The sequence below is a fragment of the Kineosporia succinea genome (assembly GCF_030811555.1).
Lineage (GTDB): Bacteria > Actinomycetota > Actinomycetes > Actinomycetales > Kineosporiaceae > Kineosporia > Kineosporia succinea.
In genome coordinates this window covers 4,722,729-4,741,416 of record NZ_JAUSQZ010000001.1, presented here as the reverse complement: position 1 = coordinate 4,741,416, position 18,688 = coordinate 4,722,729, and the positions used below count along the sequence as shown (strand labels likewise).

Below are 18,688 nucleotides of genomic sequence, written 5' to 3'. Positions count from 1 at the left end.
ACCAATGCGGTGCCGACGGGTGGTCACCCACAGCCAGGATCAGCCGGACGTCAGTGCCGGTAGTGCCGGTGCGCCGGCCAGGGAGCGTCCGCGGGCCGCAGCGTCTTCCAGCCCGCGTCCCGCGCGGCCACCGCGGCCAGGATCCCGATCACGGCCCCCGGGTTGTGGATCTTCCCGGCCAGCACCGCGTCGCGGGCCTCGTCCAGCGGGACCCAGCGGGTGGGCATGTTCAGCTCTTCCTCACCCCGCTGGTACCTCTCGGCCTCGGGCACCTCGGAGATCCCTCGCGCCAGGTAGCAGCGCAGCGCCTCGTTGCTGCCCCCGGGCGAGTTGAACCACTCGGCCAGCAGCGACCACTCCGAGGCCCGAAGGTCGGCCTCTTCCAGCAACTCCCGCTTCGCCGCCTCGACCGGGTTCTCCCCCGGCACGTCGAGCAACCCCGCGGGCAGCTCCCACAGCTCCATGCCGACGGGGTGCCGGTACTGCCGGATCATCAGCACCCGGTCGGACTCGTCGAGCGCCAGCACCGTCACGGCTCCCGGGTGGTCCATCAGTTCCCGGGTGACCTGGCCGCCCTCACCGAGGTCGACCTTGTCACGCACGATGTTCCAGATGTACCCCTCGTGCACCACATCGTGTGCGAGCACCGGCCGCTCGGCGACGAAGTCCTCCAGCCCGTCGGACGTCACGCCGTCACCGGGGCCGCGTCGTCCGAAACCACGTGCGGCGGCTCGACGTCCACCAGCTTCTCGCCCCGCTGCCGGTCCACGGCGGCGGCGATCAGACCGGCGAACAGCGGGTGCGCCTTGTCCGGGCGGCTCTTGAACTCCGGGTGCGCCTGGGTGCCCACGTAGTACGGGTGCACCTCGCGCGGCAGCTCCACGAACTCGACCAGCGACCGGTCGGGAGACATCCCCGAGAACGAGATCCCCGCGTCCTCAAGCTGCTTGAGGTAGTTGTTGTTGACCTCGTAACGGTGACGGTGCCGCTCGGAGACCTTCGCGCTGCCGTAGACGTCACGCACGATGCTGCCCTCGGCCAGCACCGCCGGGTACGCCCCCAGGCGCATCGTGCCGCCCATGTCGCCCTCGCCCGAGACGATGTCCTTCTGCTCGTCCATCGTCGCGATGACCGGGAACCCGGTCTCCGGCTCGAACTCGGTCGAGCTCGCGCCCGGCAGGCCGGCCACGTTGCGGGCGTACTCGATCACCATGCACTGCAGGCCGAGACACAGCCCCAGCGTGGGGATCTGGTTCTCCCGTGCGAACCGGAGAGCACCGAGCTTGCCCTCGATCCCCCGCACCCCGAAACCACCCGGCACGCAGATCGCGTCGACCCCGCGCAGCGCCTTCGCGGCACCCTTCGGCGTCTCGCAGGAGTCGGAGGCGACCCAGCGGATCTTGACCTTGGCGTCCTGGTCGAAACCACCGGCGCGCAGCGCCTCGGTCACCGACAGGTAGGCGTCGGGCAGGTCGATGTACTTGCCGACCAGCGCGAGCTCGATCTCGTGCCGCGGCTGGTGCACCCGGCGCAGCAGCTCGTTCCAGTCGTCCCACTCCACGTCCCGGAACGACAGCCCCAGACGACGCACGACGAACGCGTCGAGGCCCTCCGAGTGCAGCACCTTCGGGATGTCGTAGATCGACGGCGCGTCGGCGCAGTTGATCACGGCCTCCTGGTCGACATCGCAGGTGAGGGCGAGCTTGCGCTTCATGTCCTCGGGGATGTCGCGGTCGGAGCGGCAGATCAGCGCGTCGGGCTGGATGCCGATGTTGCGCAGCGCCGCCACCGAGTGCTGGGTCGGCTTCGTCTTCAGCTCGCCGCTGGGCGCCAGGTACGGCACCAGCGAGACGTGGATGAACAGCACGTTCTCGCGGCCGACGTCACGGCGCACCTGACGGGCCGCCTCGAGGAACGGCAGCGACTCGATGTCGCCGACCGTGCCACCGATCTCGGTGATGATCACGTCGGCCACGTCGGCCTGCGCCCGCATCCGGGCCTTGATCTCGTCGGTGATGTGCGGGATGACCTGCACGGTGTCACCGAGGTACTCGCCGCGGCGCTCCTTGGCGATCACCGCCGAGTAGACCTGGCCGGTGGTGACGTTGGCCGACTGGTTGAAGTTCACGTCGAGGAACCGCTCGTAATGACCGATGTCCAGGTCGGTCTCGGCCCCGTCGTCGGTCACGAAGACTTCACCGTGCTGGAACGGGTTCATCGTGCCGGGGTCGACGTTCAGGTACGGGTCGAGCTTCTGCATCGCGACGCGAAGTCCACGGGCCCGGAGAAGGTGGCCCAGGCTGGACGCCGACAGCCCCTTACCGAGAGAAGAGGCGACGCCACCCGTGACGAAGATCTGCTTGGTGTTTTCTGGTATCCGCTGGGCCACGGGCTCTCAAGCTATCAGTGTCTGGAGGGCCCCGTGGCCCCACCCGCCCGGTTCGCCGGGAAGCACCCGAATATCAGTACGGGATTTACGTCACTAGGGTGCCGAGATCAACCGCCGGTAGCGCTCCGACCAACCCTGGGTGACCTCGTCCTCGCCGGGCAGCGACGTGATCCGGCCTCGGGCCCTCTCGACCAGATCGGCCGCCCGCGCGGGGTCTTTCAGCAGTCTCACCACCCCGGCCGCCAACGCCGCCGCGTCTCCCGCCTCGACCAGCTCCCCCGCGTCCGCCAGCAGGTCCGGCACTCCACCGACCCCGGTGGCCACCACCGGTACCCCCGCCGCCATCGCCTCCTGCACCGCCAGGGGACGCGCCTCCCAGTCGCTGGACAGCGCGAACACGTCCGCCCGGGCCAGCAGCGCCGGCACGTCCTCCCGGCGCCCCAGGAAGGTCACCGGCGCGTTCATCCGGTTGCGTCGCCGCTCCAGCTCCTCGAGCAGTTCCGGGTCACCGTCACCGGCCACCACCCAGCGCACCCCGAGCACCTCGGCGGCGACCAGCGCCGCCGCGTCCACCAGCACGTCCAGGCGCTTCTGGGGCGCGATCCGCGACACGGTGAGCACCAGGGGCCCGCGGCGCGGCTCCAGCAGGGCGTCGAGCTCGATGGTGGACGCGTCGGTGGGCTCCGGGGGAACCGTCGCCTCCGCCGACACGATGGTCAGGACCGGGTTCTTCGCCCCCAGTTCGCGGGCCCGCGCCACCAGGTCCGACGACGCCCCCGTGACCAGATCGGCCCGCCGCGCCTGGGCCAGCTCGGCCAGCGCCTGCGCCTGCCGCCTGGCCCCTCCCCCGAGCACCGCGTTGTGCCAGGTCACGACCACCGGCGGCGCACCGTCGCGCAGCGTGGCCGCAGCCAGCACCGTCAGCAGCCCGGCCTGGTGACCGTGCGCGTGCACCACCGAGGCCCCCTTGACCAGCGACCGCAGGGTGCGCAGCGCCGGCTTCAGGTTGTGCCGCCCGGTCGGCCAGGCCGGCACCACCTCGAGAGTCGTGCCCGCCGCCGGCAGCCGGGTCGCCGTGACCGGGCTCGTGAACACCGTCACGTCCCAACCCAGCCCGGCCAGGCCGGACGCCAGCCCGGCGACGTGCCCCGCGACCCCACCGGTGGCGGGGCCGGCGACGAGCAGAACACGATCAGCACTCACGGCTTGTTCCTCCTGATGATCCGTCCGGCCAGCATGCCCAGATTCTTGCGGTCCAGCACCGCGAGCAGCACCCCGAACACACCGGCCGAGACCACCGCCGCGAGCACCCCGGCCGGCAACGCCCGGCCCACCGACGCGGAATGCCCGTCCAGCAGCACGAATCCGGCTTCCCGCCCGGCCACCGCCGCGACCACCGCCGACGCCCCCGCCAGCAGCACCAGCCGTGCCAGCCCCCGCGTCGAGGCCGGACCGGCCACCCGCCGCAGCGCCAGCACCAGCAGCACCCCGGCCACCGTCATGCCCGCCGTGTTGCCCCAGGCCAGCCCGGTCACCACCGACGTCGTCAGCGCGCCGATCACCGACCCGGCGATCACCACGAGCCAGCCCAGCGACGTCGCCACCGCCGCCGCCCGGCCCCGCTCACGCGCGTACAGGGCCCGGCCGATGTGCGCGATCAACGCGAAACCGGTCAGGCCCCAGGCCATCACGAACAGGGCCGAGCCCATCGAGGCGAGCGCGTCACTGCCGCCGGAGGCGTCGATGGCCCCGAAGAACTCCCCCACCGCGACCGAGGTCCCGCCCAGCACCGCGGTGCCGAACAGCGAGACCAGCACCACCAGGCGGGTACTGCTCGCGGCGGTCGCGGCGAACCCCTCGTCGTCGCCCGTGCTCGCCTTCTCCGCCAGCCGCGGGAACGCGCTGGTCGCCAGCGGTACCGCGAGCACCGCGTACGGCAGCACGTAGACGGCCTGCGCGTACTGGTAGACGTTGATGGTGCCGTCGCCCTCGGGACCCAGGTGGTTGGCCAGCAGCAGCACCACGACCAGCGAGGCCTGCTGCGCCAGCAACGCCGAGATCCCGGCGGCGGCCAGTCCCAGGCCGCGCCGGGCGACGCCCGGCGGGAAACTCAGTGTCGGCCGGATGCGAATACCCGTGCGGTAGGCCGGGATCAGCAGCGGCAGTGTCATCACGGCCACTCCCGCCGTCGTGCCCCAGGCCAGCCACGCCTCCGCCGCACCGGGCAGGTTCTGCGGGGTGGGGTCACCCGTCACCAGCGCCCCGAACACCAGGTAGGCACCGATCACCACGACGCTCGAGAACAACGGCGCCGCGGCCGGCCAGAAGAACCGGCGCTGTGCGGTGAGCACCCCCGTCAGCACCACACCGATGCCGTACAGGGCCACCTGCGGCGCGAACACGGCCACCATCCGGGCCACGAGTTCCCGCTGCCCGGGCGTCCCCTCCTCGACCAGCACCTTCGACAGCGGCCCGGCCAGCAACGCCAGCACCACCGACATCGGCACCAGCACCACCAGCACCCAGCCGATCAGCGCCGAGACGATCCGGTTCAGATCCGCCCGGTCGTGGCGGGCCAGCGGCCCGGCCAGCAACGGCACCACGGCACCGGCCAGCGCCCCACCGGCCACCACCTCGTACAGCACGTTGGGCAGCAGGTTCGCCGTCGAGTAGGCCGCACCGACCGCGTTGCTGCCGACGCCGCCCGAGAACGCCAGCCAGCGGCCGAACCCGATCACCCGGGCCACGACCGTGACCACGGCGATCAGGGCGGCCGAGGCGAGCAGCCCTCGCTGAACCGCCGGCATGGAGGACGACGCGGTCGGCTCCTGCGGCGGCCCACCGGCCGTCGGGGTCGTCACTGGCTCCACTGTCATCCCGTCCGCCGGGAAACCGGCTGTGCTGTGCCGCCTTACGGCACGGCCCCTACTGGGCGGCGGGACGCCGGCCCAGCTGGTCCAGCTCCCGCAGCACCGGTGTGCGCGCGATCACCTTGGTGAAGCTGACCTTCTCGCTGGCCAGCGTCAGCCCGCCGACCACGGCCAGCACCACGAGCTGCCCCTTCCGGTCCAGCCCGCTGATCGCCGCCGTGCCCAGCAGGGCCCCGGCCGCGTTCGCGCCGGTGTCACCCAGCATCGCCTTCTCGGCCAGGTCGATCGGCAGCAGCCCGGCGCCCGCACCACAGACCACGGCCACCAGGCGTCCACCCGCACCGTCCGAGGCCACCGCGGCCGGCGCGAACAGCAGCGCCACCTTGATCGCCCGGCCCGGCCGCAGGTCGAACAGGTTGAGCAGGTTGGCCGAACCGGCCACCACCGCCCCCTGCACCGCGGTGTCCAGCACCCTCCCGGCGAACCCGGACGACGACCGCGAGGGCACCAGCAGCGCCGCCACCAGCCCGGTCGCCCCGATGCCGAGCACCTTCAGCCCGCCGGTGGTCACGTGCCCGGCGGCCAGCTCGCCCAGGTGCCCGCGCAGCCCCTTGCTCTTGCCGGTCTCGCGCAGGTCGTCGATCGCCCCGAAGACGCCACCGCCCACCGTCGCGACCACGGCCGCCGTCTTGACCCGCGCCGGGATCCCGGGGGTCAGAGCCGTCGCGAGCGCCGCCCCGGCGGTGAAGGCCGGGCCCTCGAGCAAGGTCAGCGTCTCGCCGCGGTGATTGACCCGCTCCCACAGCCTGCGGCCGCCGGGCGGGTTCTTCTGCAGCAGGTCCCAGGCCACCCGGGCCGCGACGGCCCCGGCGCCCGCGATCAGCAGCCGCCGGATCACTTGGCGCTCTTCTTGGGTGTCGGGGTGACGGCGGGCTCCGACGTCCGCGCCGCGATCGGCGGCAGGATGCCGTCCACCCCCTCACCGAAACCGTACGAGCCGGAACCTCCGGCCAGCTGTTCCTCCAGGGCGAGCACGGCGGAGACCACTCCCATCGCGGTAGTGCCGGTGTCCACGGTGGACACGTCCGCGTCCACCGTCTCGTCGTCACGGATCGAGGTCAGCACACCGCCACTGGTCGCGGCCGAGGCCGGGCCCGTCGCCACCGCGCCGCCACCGGTCGCGTCGAGCCGCGCCGCCAGCGACACGTAGGCCGAGGCGCCCTCCTGCGTCACCGACGCCGTGGCCGAGGCCTTGCTGATCGCCTCGAGGTTGGCCGGCACCAGCATCAGCGCGCCCGTGGCCAGACCGTTCACACTGCCGTCGACCTCGATCAGCCCGGCGTCCGTCAGCCCGCTCAGCGCGGTCGCCGCGGCGGCCGTGTCCCCCGCGACCGCGTCCCCGGCGGCCGTGACCACCGACGTCGCCAGGACCTGGGCCAAGCGCTCACCGCTCGTGCCGTCGGCCGGCACGTAGCCACTCGGCAGCTTGCCGGTCAGGCTCGCCAGCGTGCTGACCCGGTCGGCCTCCTTCTCGGTGGACGACCACTCCTCACCCACGTTGATGCGGCCGGTGACGCTGCCGCCCGCGGTGCCCACCGCGTCCGCCAGCTGGTTCACCGTGTCGTCCTCGACGCCGGGCAGCGTGACGACCACGACGGTGCGACCGGTCAGCGCCCCGGACACCAGTGCGGACGTGGTGGCCTGGGTGAACTCGTCGCGGTGGGTGACCGCGCTGTTCGCGGTGGCCAGCTGCTCGCGCAGGTCGTCGCGGTCCGAGCGCAGCGCGTTGACCTGCTCGGTCAGCGTCGAGCCGATCGAGTCCTGCAGCGGGCCGGCGCCCAGCACGATGCCGACCGCCAGGGCCAGGAACACCGAGATGAGCGAGACGAGGTGGTACCGAAAATCGATCATCAGCTGAGGAATCCCCGCCAGTTCTGCGTCAGTGCCTCGGGGGCCGGGTCGGTGAACCATCCCCGCACCCAGGAGGTGAGGTCGTCCCAGCGGGCCCCGATCAGCGAGTAGAAGGTCTGCCCGCCCTCGGTGGAGGCGAGCGCGACGCCGAGCGCGACCAGCCCGGCGACGGCCAGCACGGCCAGCTGCCAGTTGCTGATGCGCTGGCGGTAGAGCCGGGACACGCCCTTGGCGTCGACGAGCTTGCTGCCCACCCGCAGCCGGGTGAGGAACGTGCTGGCCATGCCGGCGCGGCCCTTGTCGAGGAACTCGACCAGCGTGACGTGGGTGCCGACGGCGACGATCAGCGAAGCGCCCTTGTCGTCGGCCAGCAGCATCGCCACGTCTTCGCTGGTGCCGGTGGCCGGGAACACCACCGGGTCGACGCCGAGCTCACGCACCCGTGCCAGACCGGGCGCGTTGCCGTCGCGGTAGGCGTGCACCACGATCTCCGCGCCGCAGGTCAGTGCCCGGTCGGAGACCGAGTCCATGTCCCCGACGATCATGTCGGGGTTGTAGCCGGCCTCGAGGATCGCGTCGGCCCCGCCGTCGACACCGACCAGGATCGGCCGGTACTCGCGGATGTACGGGCGCAGCGTGGCCAGGTCTTCCTTGTAGTGGTAACCACGCACCACGATCAGCACCTGACGGCTCTCGAACGAGAGCTTCACGTCGGGCACGCCGACGCCGTCGAGAAGGAGGTCGCGCTCCTTCTTCAGGTACTCCATGGTGTTCGACGCGAACGCCTCGAGCTGCTCGTTCAGCCCGGCCCGGGCCTCGTCCATCGCCGCCGACACGGTGGCCGCGTCCTGCTTGATACCGCGGGCCACGACCGCGTCACCGGCCCAGATCTCGTTGCCGTCGATCCGGATCGGTGTGCCCTCGGCCAGGTTGGTCATGACCGCCTCGCCCACCCCGTCGATCAGGGGGACGCCCGCGGCCAGCAGGATCTGCGGCCCCAGGTTGGGGTAACGGCCCGAGATGCTGGCCGCCGCGTTCACCACCGCGGCCGGTTTCGCGGCCACCAGCGCGTCGGCGGCCACCCGGTCGATGTCGGTGTGGTTGATGACCGCGACGTCACCGGGCTTCAGCCGTTTGGTGAGGTCTTTCGTGCGCCGGTCGACCTTGGCCACGCCGTGCACGCCCGGGCCCTGGGAGGGCTCAGGACGGCGGCCACGGGTCAGGGACGGCAACTTCACATCTGCGATCGTGCCATGTCCGGCGAAGTGCTTTGGCCGGGGACGGTTCCGGATGACAACGATTCGGTGCCGATCCCCCGTAACCGAACGTGATTCATCAAAGCTGGATCACCCGGCTGCAGCAGGCGAAACCCTCAGACCAGCTGCCGATCGGCCTCGGCCATCTCCAGCAGCTCCTCGGCGTGGGCCTGGGCGGACCCGCTGTCTTCGAGACCACCGAGCATGCGAGCAAGCTCACGCACCCGCCCCTCGGTGTCGAGGGTGTGCACGCCACTGCTGGTGACCTCGCCGTTGCGGGCCTTGCGCACCAGCAGGTGCTGGTCGGCGAAGGCCGCGACCTGCGGGAGGTGGGTCACCACGAGGACCTGACTGTTGCGCGCCAGCCGGGCCAGACGCCGCCCGATGCCGAGCGCGGCCTTGCCGCCGACGCCGGAGTCGACCTCGTCGAACACGAACGTGGGCACCGGGTCGACCGCACCGAGCACGACCTCGAGGCCGAGCATCACGCGCGAGAGCTCACCACCCGAGGCGCCCTTGCCCAATGGACGCGGCGAGGCGCCCGGGTGCGGTGCCAGGAGCATCTCGATCTCGTCGGCACCGTCCGGGCCGAAGGCCACCGGCCCCGCCTGGTCGGTGAGGTCGATCGTGCCCTCGTCGCTGATGACCAGACCGTCGGCGTCGGGCTTGTAATTCACCTCGACGAACAGCTTGGCGCCGGCCATCGACAGTTCCTGCAGCTCGGCCGTCACCGCCTTGCCCAGCTTGGCCGCGGCCGTGCGCCGCGCCCTGGTCAGCGCGGCCGCCTGCCCGGCCAGGGCCTGCCGGAGGTCTTCGAGCTCGGCGGCGAGCGACTCCACGGACTCGGAGTCGCTGTCCAGCTCGAGCAGCCGTACCGACGCCTCCTGCGCCCAGGCCAGGGTCGCGTCCACGTCCTCGCCGTAACCGCGCACCAGGTGGCTGAGCGTGGCCCGGCGGTCTTCGACCGCGGCCAGACGCACCGGGTCGGCCTCCACCCCGGCCGCGTACGACGCGCACTCGGTGGAGAGGTCGTCGACCAGGTAACCGATCTCGGCCGCGCGCCGGGCCAGGTCGCCCAGCGCCGGGTCGTGCGCGGCACCGCCCTCGAGCGCGCGGCGCACCTGGTTCATCAGCAACGCGACGGCGTAACCGCTGCCCTCGGAGTCGGACAGCGCCTGGTTCGCCGTGGCCGCCGCCTGCTGCAGCCCCTCGGCGTGCGACAGGCGCTGCGACTCGGCCTTCAGCTCGTGATCCTCCCCGGCGACCGGCCCGACCTTCTCGATCTCGGCCAGACCGGTGCGCAGCCGCTCGGCCTCCGCGGCGCGCTCGGCGAACTGCTGGGTGATCTCGCGGTGCTTCTTCTCGGCGCGGCGCATCTGCGTGTACGTCTTGCGGTAGGCCGCGAGCGCCTTCGCCACCGGGCCGCCCGCGAACCGGTCGAGCGACTCACGCTGCTTCACGGTCGACTGCAGCCGGATCTGGTCGCTCTGGCCGTGCACCGCCACCAGGTCGCCGGCCATCTCGCCGAGCAGCCCGTTGGGCACGCCCCGCCCGCCGACGTGAGCCTTCGAGCGCCCCTCGGCCGAGACCGTGCGGGCGATGACCAGGGTGTCGCCGTCGTCCAGCTCCGCCCCCGCCTCCACCGCACGGGTCACCGCGGGATTCTTCGGGTCGAGGGTCAGACGCCCCTCGACCAGAGCGCTCTGATAGCCCTCACGCACGGAGCCGGCATCGGCCCGCCCGCCCATGAGCAGGCCCAGTCCGGTGACGACCATGGTCTTACCGGCGCCGGTCTCACCGGTGACGACGGTGAGGCCGGGTCCGAATTCCAGCACCGCGTCGTCGATCACACCGAGACCGCGCAGGTGCATCTCCTGAAGCACGTCGACGACTCTAGGGCAGGTTTTGCGTCGTCGGCGATGCCGACGGCCCGGATCCGTCCGGGTTCTTCCCGGATCCGCCGTTCGAAACGGTGTTCGAAGGACATTCCGGACTCTCGGTTCTGCCCTCGGACGAACCGACCCGCGAATCCCACCCGTCGGATCCACGCAGACGCCCGCGCCACCCGTGCACCGGCAACCCGAACTTGGCCACGAGCCGGTCGGTGAACGGCGGACGCGCCAGCCGGGCCAGCCGCACCGGCACGGCCGAACGCCGCACCTCGACCCGGGCCCCCGGCGGCAGGTCCATGCTGCGACGCCCGTCGCACCAGAGCATCGCCCGCCCCGGGGTGTCCTGCACCAGCTCCACGGCCGGCACCGAGGTCGGCGCCACCACCATCGGGCGCGAGAACAGCGCGTGCGCACTCAGCGGCGTCAGCAGCAGAGCCTCGACCTCCGGCCAGACGATCGGCCCGCCCGCCGAGAACGAGTACGCCGTCGAGCCGGTCGGCGTGGCCATCACGACCCCGTCGCAGCCGAACTCGGTGACCGGCCGGCCGTCGACCTCGATCACGACCTCGATCATGCGCTCGCGGTCGGCCTTCTCGACCGACGCCTCGTTCAGCGCCCAGGTCTCCATCAGCCGCTCGCCGTCGAGGTGCACGGAGACGTCGAGCGTCATCCGTTCCTCGACCTCGTAGTCGCGCGCCGCGATGCGCTGCACGGTGTACGCCAGGTCGTCACGCTCGGACTCGGCCAGGAACCCGACGTGCCCCAGGTTCACCCCGAGCAGCGGCGCCACGTGCCCGCGCACCAGCTCGGCGCTGCGCAGGATCGTGCCGTCGCCGCCCAGCACGATGACCAGCTCGACCGCGTCGAGCGGGTCTTCGTCACCGGCCCAGTGCAGCAGTTTCATGGTGCTGTCGGTGAGGCCCTCGGCGTCGCCGGGCATCACGATGGGCTTGATGCCGGCGTCGACGAGCAGACTCACGAGCTCTTCGGCCGCCAGAACGGCGCTTTCACGGCCCGTGTGGGCCAGGACGAGCACCCGGCGGTCGGGTGTGCTCATGAAGCTCCCTCGATCGGTGCTGGATTCGGTGCTGTTCGCTGGGCTGTTGGCTGGGCTGTTCGCGGGGCTGTTCTCGTGACGGCGCGGCTGCCTGTCCGCCTGGTCTCCTGCCCGGCTCTTCCCGGGCGGTTCCGGATCGCGGGGTTCAGGCCGGCCCCTCGCTGATCGCGCGTTCCAGGGCGGCCGGCTCCAGCGGCGGCGCCCCGGCGGTCATCCAGAGGAAGTATTCGACGTTTCCGCTCGGACCGGGTAGCGGACTCGCCACCACACCCCGGACGCCCCGCCCCAGTTCGAGCGCCGCGTCGGCCACCATCTGCACGGCGTCGGCCCGGATCGCCGCTTCCCGCACCACCCCACCGGACCCCAGCCGATCGCGCCCGACCTCGAACTGCGGCTTCACCATGAGCAGCAGATCGGCGTCGTCGGCCGCGCACGTCACCAGGGCAGGCAGCACGAGCCGCAGCGAGATGAACGACAGGTCGCCCACCACCAGCGACGGCGCGGGCGCCACCTGCTCGGGCCGCAGTTCGCGGATGTTCGTACGGTCGAGCACGGTCACCCGCGGATCCTGCTGCAGCGCCCACACCAGCTGCCCGTAGCCGACGTCGACCGCCACCACCTGCTCGGCACCGCGGCGCAGCAGCACGTCGGTGAAACCGCCGGTGCTCGCGCCCGCGTCGAGGCAGCGACGACCGGTCACGTCGATCTCGGTGAAGTGGTCGAGTGCCCCGGCGAGCTTGTGCCCGCCCCGGCTGGCGTAGCCCGGATCGGACTCGTCCTGCTTCACCACGATCCCGACCGCGGGATCGATCTGCGTGGCCGGTTTCAGGGCGATCGTGCCCTGCACCGTCACCCGCCCGTCGTGCACGAGGGCGGCCGCGGCCTCCCGGGAGCGGGCGAGTTTGCGGCGCACGAGCTCCGCGTCGAGCCTTCGTAGCTTGGCCATCTAGCTTTCAACGTCCGCGAGTCGGTCCTGCAGGGTCTGGTGGGCGGATTCGTAGGCCTGGAGCTGGAGCTCGAGGTCGCCGCCGAAGCTGTCGGACACCAGTTCCATCGCCTCGTCGACCAGCCGGTCGCCGGTCACGGGTGGTTTCGGGGCCGGGACGGTGGACGGCGTCGCACTGCCGGCCCGCTCCGGCGCCCCGGGGGTTTCGGTCAGATCCACGGACGGCGCGTCGCTCACGCCCTGCGCCCACTCCGATGCGGGTTCGGCTTCGGTCACGTCGACGGACGGTGTGGTCACCTCGTGCGGGACCGGCTCGGCGAGCAGGCCGTCGGCTTCCGGTTCGGGCGTCGAGGGCTCCCCCACCGCTTCGAGGCCAGGGTCCGGATCGGCTGAGGACTGCCACTCGCCGCCACGGCCTGTTATCGCATTGCCGGAGGCGACGAGTATCGCGTGGTCGGAGGCGACGGGTATCGCATGGTCGGAGGTGACGGGTTCGGGCGACCCATCGGGCTCGTGGCGCTCCCCGCCCTCCCCGCCCTCCACGTTCGGCTCATCTTCGCCCTCGGGTGGGGCGCTTTCCGCCTCCAGCGCCTCTTCGGCGGCGGAACGGGCCAACCACTCCTGGGCCGTCATGAAGCCGGGCGCGTCGTCGTCAGCGTCGTCGGGGTCGTCAGCGTCGTCGGGGTCGTCAGCGTCGTCAGGGTCGTCAGGGTCGGCTTCGTCCACCGGGTCAGCGGGGTCGTCGTCGATGGCGTCCACATCCTCGGCGGCGAGCGGCTCATCGGGCAGCGACCACGGCTGCGGCGGACGGATGGACAGCGGCGTGGCCCCGAACGTCCCGGGCAGGCCGGGGCGGACGGGCGGGTACTCGCTCGTCACCGGGCGACCTCCGGGAAGTTCTGGCTGAACGGGAACGACAACATGCTGACCGTCACGCTACCTGCCCCACGGACCCTCGCTCTCCATCGCGTACAGCGCCTTGAGCAGGGCCTCGTGATCGGCCACCGACCCGGTGGCGTCACGGTGCGCCCAGGCCGCGACCACTCCGGCACGGGCCAGGTCGAGCGCGTCGTCTCCGTTCTCGAGCACGGTGACCGCACCGTTCTCGACGCGGGCCCTCGAGGTACCGACCGTCACCGAGCCGTTCTCGCCGGACGTCGGACCGGCGTGGGCCTCCATCAGACCTCCGAGGTCACGCGCGATCAGGTGCGGACGGACGTGCGGCTCAGCCGCCACCAGGTCAGCGATGCGGTGCACCCCGGTGAGCACGATCATCCCGACCATCTCGGCGCTGCGCGCACCCTCGAGATCGGTGTCGAGACGGTCACCGACCACGATCGTGCGCTGGCTGCCGTAGCGGGCAGCGGCCTCGAGGAACAGCGTGGGCTGGGGCTTTCCGGCCACCTCGGGCTGCACCTGGGTGGCGGTGACGACGGCCTCGACCATCGTGCCGTTGCCGGGGGCCGGGCCGTAGGGAGTGGGAACCGTCGCGTCCATGTTGGTGGCGATCCAGGGCAGCCCGGCGCGCACCGCGCGGGTGCCCTCGACCAGCAGCTTCCAGTTCACGTCGGGGGTGAAGCCCTGCACGACGGCGACGGGCTCCTCCTCCATCGAGCCGACCGGTTTCAGGCCGGCCTCCTCGAGCGCCTCGTAGAGCCCCTGCCCACCCACGACCAGGATCTTCGAGCCCGCCGGCAGCCGCTTCGCGAAGAGCGCGGACGCCGCCTGGGCGGAGTTGACCACGTCGTCGTCCTCCGCGTGCACGCCCAGCTCACGCAGATGCTCGGCGACCACCCGCGGCGGACGGGACGCGTTGTTCGTGACGAACGCCGTGCGGGTGCCCTCGGCGCGCACCCGCTCGAGCGCCTCGGGCGCCCCGGGAACGGCCTTCGGCCCGATGTACACGACCCCGTCGAGGTCGAGCAGCACGGTGTCGAACTCGGCGGACGGCGCACGGTCCAGCTGGATCAGCGTGGCCTGCGGGGAGGAAGCACTCACAGGACGTCACCGTAGTCGTCCACCGCCATCAGGGTGTCCTCGACCTCGACCCCTGTGGACAAGTCGCCGTTCGTACCGGCATCTGTCGGTGACTCACCGGGAACCAGCGCCATCGACTCGTCATCAATGTCGATCAGGGCGGGCCGGTACTCGGGCTCGGGGTCGACGCCGTCGAGCAGATCGACGCCGGTGCCCAGGTCCTCACCGCCGGGCGGTTGCGCGGGCTCCGGATCCCCCGGCCTGAGGACGCCCCGGTCACCGGACCCGTGATCCGTCACCTCGGTCACGGGGCCGGGTGACGTCTGCGGGACCGGCTGCCGGTCGCGCTCGTCGGTCACCTCGCGGTCGAGGTCGCCCTCCAGCTCACCGGGTTCGGAACTGAGGACGAGCTCCAGCCCGTCGGGTACGTCGGCACCGCTCGCGTCCATGGAGGTGACCATCGGTTTCTCCGTCCGTGGAGAAGGCGCCGGCAACCGCTGCGGCCGGGTGACGTGATGTCACCCGGCCCCGGTCAGTTCTGCGCGACCACGTCCGACCTACGGACGTGGTGCACTACTCCCGGTCGGCGCCCTTGTCGGCATCCTCGCGCGCGCCGTCGTAGAACCGCATCTCGAGAGGCGAGGACTTGGCGCCGCCGGCCTTCGCGCCGGTGTCGTCGCCGTCCTTGGCCTCGGCCTTCGCGGCGACGGCCTCGTCCTGGGATCCGGCGACCGCCTGGTCGTCGTCCAGGTCGTCCTCGTCGTCGTCCAGGTCCTCGTCGTCGTCCTCGTCCAGGTCCTCGTCGTCCGCGTCGTCATCCGCGTCGGCGTGGTCCCGGACGTCGTCGTCGAGGTCGTCCTCGTCCTCGTCGTCCAGGTCGTCCAGGTCGTCGTCCGCGTCGTCCACATCGGAGTCACGCGGGGCGTTGTCCTGGTCGTCCTGGCCCTCGGAGGTGTCGGAGTCCTCGTCGTCGTACTCCTCGAGGTCGATCACCTCGAGGTCGTCGTCGAGCTCGTTGACGCCGGCCGTGCCGTCCGGGTCCTCGGAGATGGCCCGGCTGCGCCAGGTGTCCGCCTCCTGGTGACGCTTGGCCGCCTTCAGCGCCTCCGCATAGGCGAAGCGCAGACGGGCCAGGGTCGGCGAACGGCGGCTGCTGTCCAGCTCGGGGACCTGCAGCACCACGACCGCGGCCTCGAACTCGCCCATGTCGGCCCGGGCCCCGGACTCGACGATCTTCAGCTCGATACGGCCGTCGGCGTCGAGGGTCTTGGCCTCCGGACCGCGGGCCAGCTCGATCGCGCGCTCGGGACGCCCCAGGCCCCGCTCGGCGTCGGCCATCACCGGGAGGTGCTCGTTCGTGCCGGTGATCCGTCGGTGCGTGCGCAGTTCGGCGAGGGCGTCGGCGTAGCGACCCGTGCGGTAGGCGGCCAGACCGGCCGTCTCCCGAACGACACCGAGACGCGAGCCCAGCTTGCGAGCGGCCACGGCGTGCTCCCAGGCGCGCTCCGGGTCGGACTCGATGAAGTAGTTCGCCGCGGCCAGGTGGCCGCCGGTGCGCACCGCGACCTCACGGCTCAGGCCGGAGAGCTCGTTCCGCACGTCCTTCTCGAGCATCGTGACGCTGATGCCCTCGGGGACCTCCGGGTCACGGCCGGCCGACTTGCGCACCGGCATCGGGCGCAGGGCGCGGCCGTCGTCGGCCCGCTGCGAACGCGTCGGCGCCGCCGGACGACGCTCGGAACGCTCACGCGCGTCCCGTCCGCCCCAGCTGCGGCCGGCACCCCGGTCGCCACCGCTGCGGCGCTGACCGGGGAAACCGCTCTCGCTGCCCCCCGGCTCGCTACCGCCCCGCGCCTCGGTCGAACCGGGCGCCGACGAGGCACCGTCGCTGGAGTCGTTGCCGCCCCAGCCCCGACGCTGCCCGCTGAAGCCCGCACTGTCGCCGCCCCGGCCGGTCGGACGGTCACCGCGGTCGTTGCGGAAGCCACCCCGGTCACCGGACGGACGGTCGCCACTGGACGGACGGCTGTCCCGGTCACCCCGGAAACCACCACGATCGCCACCGGGACCACCGGAACGGAAGCCACCACGGTCGCCGGAGCCACCGGAACGTCCACGGTCGCTGCTGAAGCCACCCTCGCGTCCACCCGGACGGAACCCGCCCCGGTCACCCGAGCCACGGTTGTCACGGTCGCCACCGGAACGGAAGCCGCCGCGGTCGCCACCCTGGCCACCCGACCGGAAGCCCCCGCGGTCACCACGGTCACCCCGGTCGTTGCCGAAGGTACGGTCGCCACCACGGTTGTCGCGGAAACCGCCGCGGTCACCACGATCGCTGTTGAAGCCACCCTCGCGGCCGGACGGACGGGCGCCACCCGGACCACCGGAGCGGAAGCCACCACGGTCGCCACCGGGACCGCCGGAGCGGAAGCCGCCCTGACCGCCACGGTTCTCACGGTCGCCGCCACCGCGGTTGTCACGGTCGCCGAAGCCACCGGAACGCCCGCGGTCACCGCCGGGACCACCCGAGCGGAAACCGCCCCGGTCGCCGCCCCGGTCCTTGCTGAAGTCACGGTCGCCACCGCGGTTGTCGCGGAAACCGCCACGGTCACCACGATCGCTGTTGAAACCGCCGGACGGCCGCCCGCCGCGGTCGCCACCCGGGCCGCCGGAACGGAACCCGCCCCGATCGCCACCGGGACCCGAGCGGAAGCCGGACCGGTCACCACTCTGGTTGCCCCGGAAACCGCCGCGGTCACCGCCCGGACCGCCGGAGCGGAAGCCGCCCTGGCCGCCACGGTTGTCACGGTCGCCGCCACCGCGGTTGTCACGGTCGCCGAAGCCACCGGAACGTCCGCGGTCACCGCCGGGACCACCGGAACGGAAGCCGCCCCGGTCGCCGCCCGACGCGCCACGATCGGCGAAGCCGCGCTTGTCACGGTCGAAACCGCCACCGGAGCCGCCACGATCGCCACCCGGACCACCGGAACGGAACCCACCACGATCGCCACCGGGACCGCCCGAACGGAAACCGCCCTGGCCACCACGGTCGCCAACGGAACGGAAACCGCCACGGTCGCCGCCCGACGCGCCACGATCGGCAGAGCCACGCTTGTCACGGTCGAAACCGCCACCGGAGCCGCCACGATCGCCGCCGGGACCACCGGAACGGAAGCCGCCCGAGCCACCACGGTCACCACCGGAGCGGAAACCACCCCGGTCACCACCCGGACCACCGGAACGGAACCCACCCCGGTCGCCACCGGGACCGCCGGAGCGGAAGCCGCCCTGGCCGCCACGGTTGTCACGGTCGCCGCCACCCCGGTTGTCACGGTCGCCGAAGCCACCGGAACGCCCACGATCGCCACCAGGTCCACCGGAACGGAAGCCACCACGGTCTCCGCCGGGACCACCGGACCGGAACCCACCACGGTCACCACCGGGACCGCCGGAACGGAACCCACCACGGTCACCACCAGGACCGCCGGAACGGAAGCCGCCCTGGCCGCCACGGTTGTCACGGTCGCCGCCACCCCGGTTGTCACGGTCGCCGAAGCCACCGGAACGCCCACGATCGCCACCGGGACCACCGGAACGGAAGCCACCGGAGCGGGAGTCACCGTCACGCGAGGAGCCGCCCTCGCTGGAGGAACGGGACGTGCGCATACCGGCCACGCGGCCGCCGGGGCCACCGGAACGGAAATTGCCACGTGACGGGGCACGGCCACGGTCGCCGGCGTGCGACTGCCCGTCCCGACCGCCACGGCCTCCGGCGGCGCCTCTGCCGGCTCCGCCGTTACCGGACTCGTTCGATCGCGGACGCTGCCTGTCGGGCTCCCCGGCCATGACTTCCTATCCTTTGACTGCTCGATGATGCTCGTTCGTGGTGCTCGCGCAGTGCACGGCACGTCGTCTCGTCGCAGGCGGAAGCTGCTGGGCCCTGGGCGGGCGCGCCGACATCGGGGGCGCCCAGCTCCGCCGAGTACCGGCGGCCACCACTGTTCAGAAGACGTACCAGTACATCACGAGCCTGGCACTGCTCTTGCCGTTCGCATCCGTAAGGACCCGAACAGCGGCATGAAACAGTGGTGGCGGCCTGCTCCTTGTCCGTGTCCGTTACCCCGGAATTCTCGTTGCCCCGCGACGAACGCGGGTGAGAATTCGACGGGTGAACACGGCCATGAACTGGAGCGGCCGCCACCACTATCTATGAAGTTGTCCGGCGATGTCCTACTCTCCCACACCGTAACCAGTGCAGTACCATCGGCGCAGGCAGGCTTAGCTTCCGGGTTCGGAATGAGACCGGGCGTTTCCCTGCCGCTATGATCGCCGTAACTCTACCGGCACAACCAGCCACCCTCAGGGGTGGGCGTGGTCGTTTCCCGTGAAC

The 18,688-nt window shown here is 72.0% G+C and carries 14 protein-coding genes and 1 rRNA gene; all 15 read right to left on the bottom strand.

What is annotated here, in order from left to right; translation table 11 throughout:
- Nucleotides 1-50: 50 nt before the first annotated feature.
- Complete coding sequence (locus J2S57_RS20590; protein ID WP_307245463.1) at nucleotides 51-689, bottom strand: NUDIX domain-containing protein; 639 nt, start codon at nucleotides 687-689, stop codon at nucleotides 51-53.
- Nucleotides 686-2,389 carry a CTP synthase gene (gene pyrG, locus J2S57_RS20585; protein WP_307245461.1) on the bottom strand — a complete coding sequence of 568 codons (1,704 nt, stop codon included), beginning with the start codon at nucleotides 2,387-2,389 and terminating at the stop codon, nucleotides 686-688. The genes J2S57_RS20590 and pyrG overlap by 4 nt, the downstream gene beginning before the upstream one ends.
- Nucleotides 2,390-2,482: 93 nt before the next feature.
- Nucleotides 2,483-3,592, bottom strand: a complete 1,110-nt coding sequence (locus J2S57_RS20580; RefSeq protein WP_307245459.1) for a glycosyltransferase family 4 protein — start codon at nucleotides 3,590-3,592, stop codon at nucleotides 2,483-2,485.
- Complete coding sequence (murJ, locus tag J2S57_RS20575; protein WP_307245457.1) at nucleotides 3,589-5,250, bottom strand: murein biosynthesis integral membrane protein MurJ; 1,662 nt, start codon at nucleotides 5,248-5,250, stop codon at nucleotides 3,589-3,591. Before murJ ends, J2S57_RS20580 begins: the two co-directional genes overlap by 4 nt.
- A gap of 64 nt (nucleotides 5,251-5,314) precedes the next feature.
- The gene (locus J2S57_RS20570) at nucleotides 5,315-6,157 is read right to left on the bottom strand and encodes a hypothetical protein (RefSeq protein ID WP_307245455.1); all 843 of its coding nucleotides are present in this window, start codon (nucleotides 6,155-6,157) and stop codon (nucleotides 5,315-5,317) included.
- On the bottom strand, nucleotides 6,154-7,170 hold the full coding sequence (locus J2S57_RS20565) for a copper transporter (RefSeq protein ID WP_307245453.1): 1,017 nt from the start codon (nucleotides 7,168-7,170) through the stop codon (nucleotides 6,154-6,156). Before J2S57_RS20565 ends, J2S57_RS20570 begins: the two co-directional genes overlap by 4 nt.
- Nucleotides 7,170-8,402, bottom strand: coding sequence for a putative cytokinetic ring protein SteA (gene steA, locus J2S57_RS20560; protein WP_370882689.1), 1,233 nt, complete (start codon nucleotides 8,400-8,402; stop codon nucleotides 7,170-7,172). The genes J2S57_RS20565 and steA overlap by 1 nt, the downstream gene beginning before the upstream one ends.
- A 140-nt stretch (nucleotides 8,403-8,542) precedes the next feature.
- Nucleotides 8,543-10,297 carry a DNA repair protein RecN gene (gene recN / locus J2S57_RS20555; protein WP_370882688.1) on the bottom strand — a complete coding sequence of 585 codons (1,755 nt, stop codon included), beginning with the start codon at nucleotides 10,295-10,297 and terminating at the stop codon, nucleotides 8,543-8,545.
- 22 nt (nucleotides 10,298-10,319) lie between these two features.
- Nucleotides 10,320-11,375 (bottom strand): NAD kinase, encoded by a 1,056-nt coding sequence (locus J2S57_RS20550; protein WP_307245446.1) that lies wholly within the window; start codon nucleotides 11,373-11,375, stop codon nucleotides 10,320-10,322.
- 145 nt (nucleotides 11,376-11,520) lie between these two features.
- Nucleotides 11,521-12,321 carry a TlyA family RNA methyltransferase gene (locus J2S57_RS20545; protein WP_307245443.1) on the bottom strand — a complete coding sequence of 267 codons (801 nt, stop codon included), beginning with the start codon at nucleotides 12,319-12,321 and terminating at the stop codon, nucleotides 11,521-11,523.
- Complete coding sequence (locus tag J2S57_RS20540) at nucleotides 12,322-13,200, bottom strand: hypothetical protein (protein ID WP_307245441.1); 879 nt, start codon at nucleotides 13,198-13,200, stop codon at nucleotides 12,322-12,324.
- Nucleotides 13,201-13,257: 57 nt separating this feature from the next.
- Nucleotides 13,258-14,319, bottom strand: a complete 1,062-nt coding sequence (locus J2S57_RS20535) for an HAD-IIA family hydrolase (protein ID WP_307245439.1) — start codon at nucleotides 14,317-14,319, stop codon at nucleotides 13,258-13,260.
- Nucleotides 14,316-14,759, bottom strand: a complete 444-nt coding sequence (locus J2S57_RS20530; RefSeq protein ID WP_307245437.1) for a hypothetical protein — start codon at nucleotides 14,757-14,759, stop codon at nucleotides 14,316-14,318. Before J2S57_RS20530 ends, J2S57_RS20535 begins: the two co-directional genes overlap by 4 nt.
- A gap of 112 nt (nucleotides 14,760-14,871) precedes the next feature.
- The gene (locus J2S57_RS20525; protein ID WP_307245435.1) at nucleotides 14,872-17,964 is read right to left on the bottom strand and encodes a hypothetical protein; all 3,093 of its coding nucleotides are present in this window, start codon (nucleotides 17,962-17,964) and stop codon (nucleotides 14,872-14,874) included.
- Nucleotides 17,965-18,515: 551 nt separating this feature from the next.
- Nucleotides 18,516-18,632: ribosomal RNA gene (rrf, locus tag J2S57_RS20520) — 5S ribosomal RNA — on the bottom strand.
- Nucleotides 18,633-18,688 lie beyond the last annotated feature (56 nt).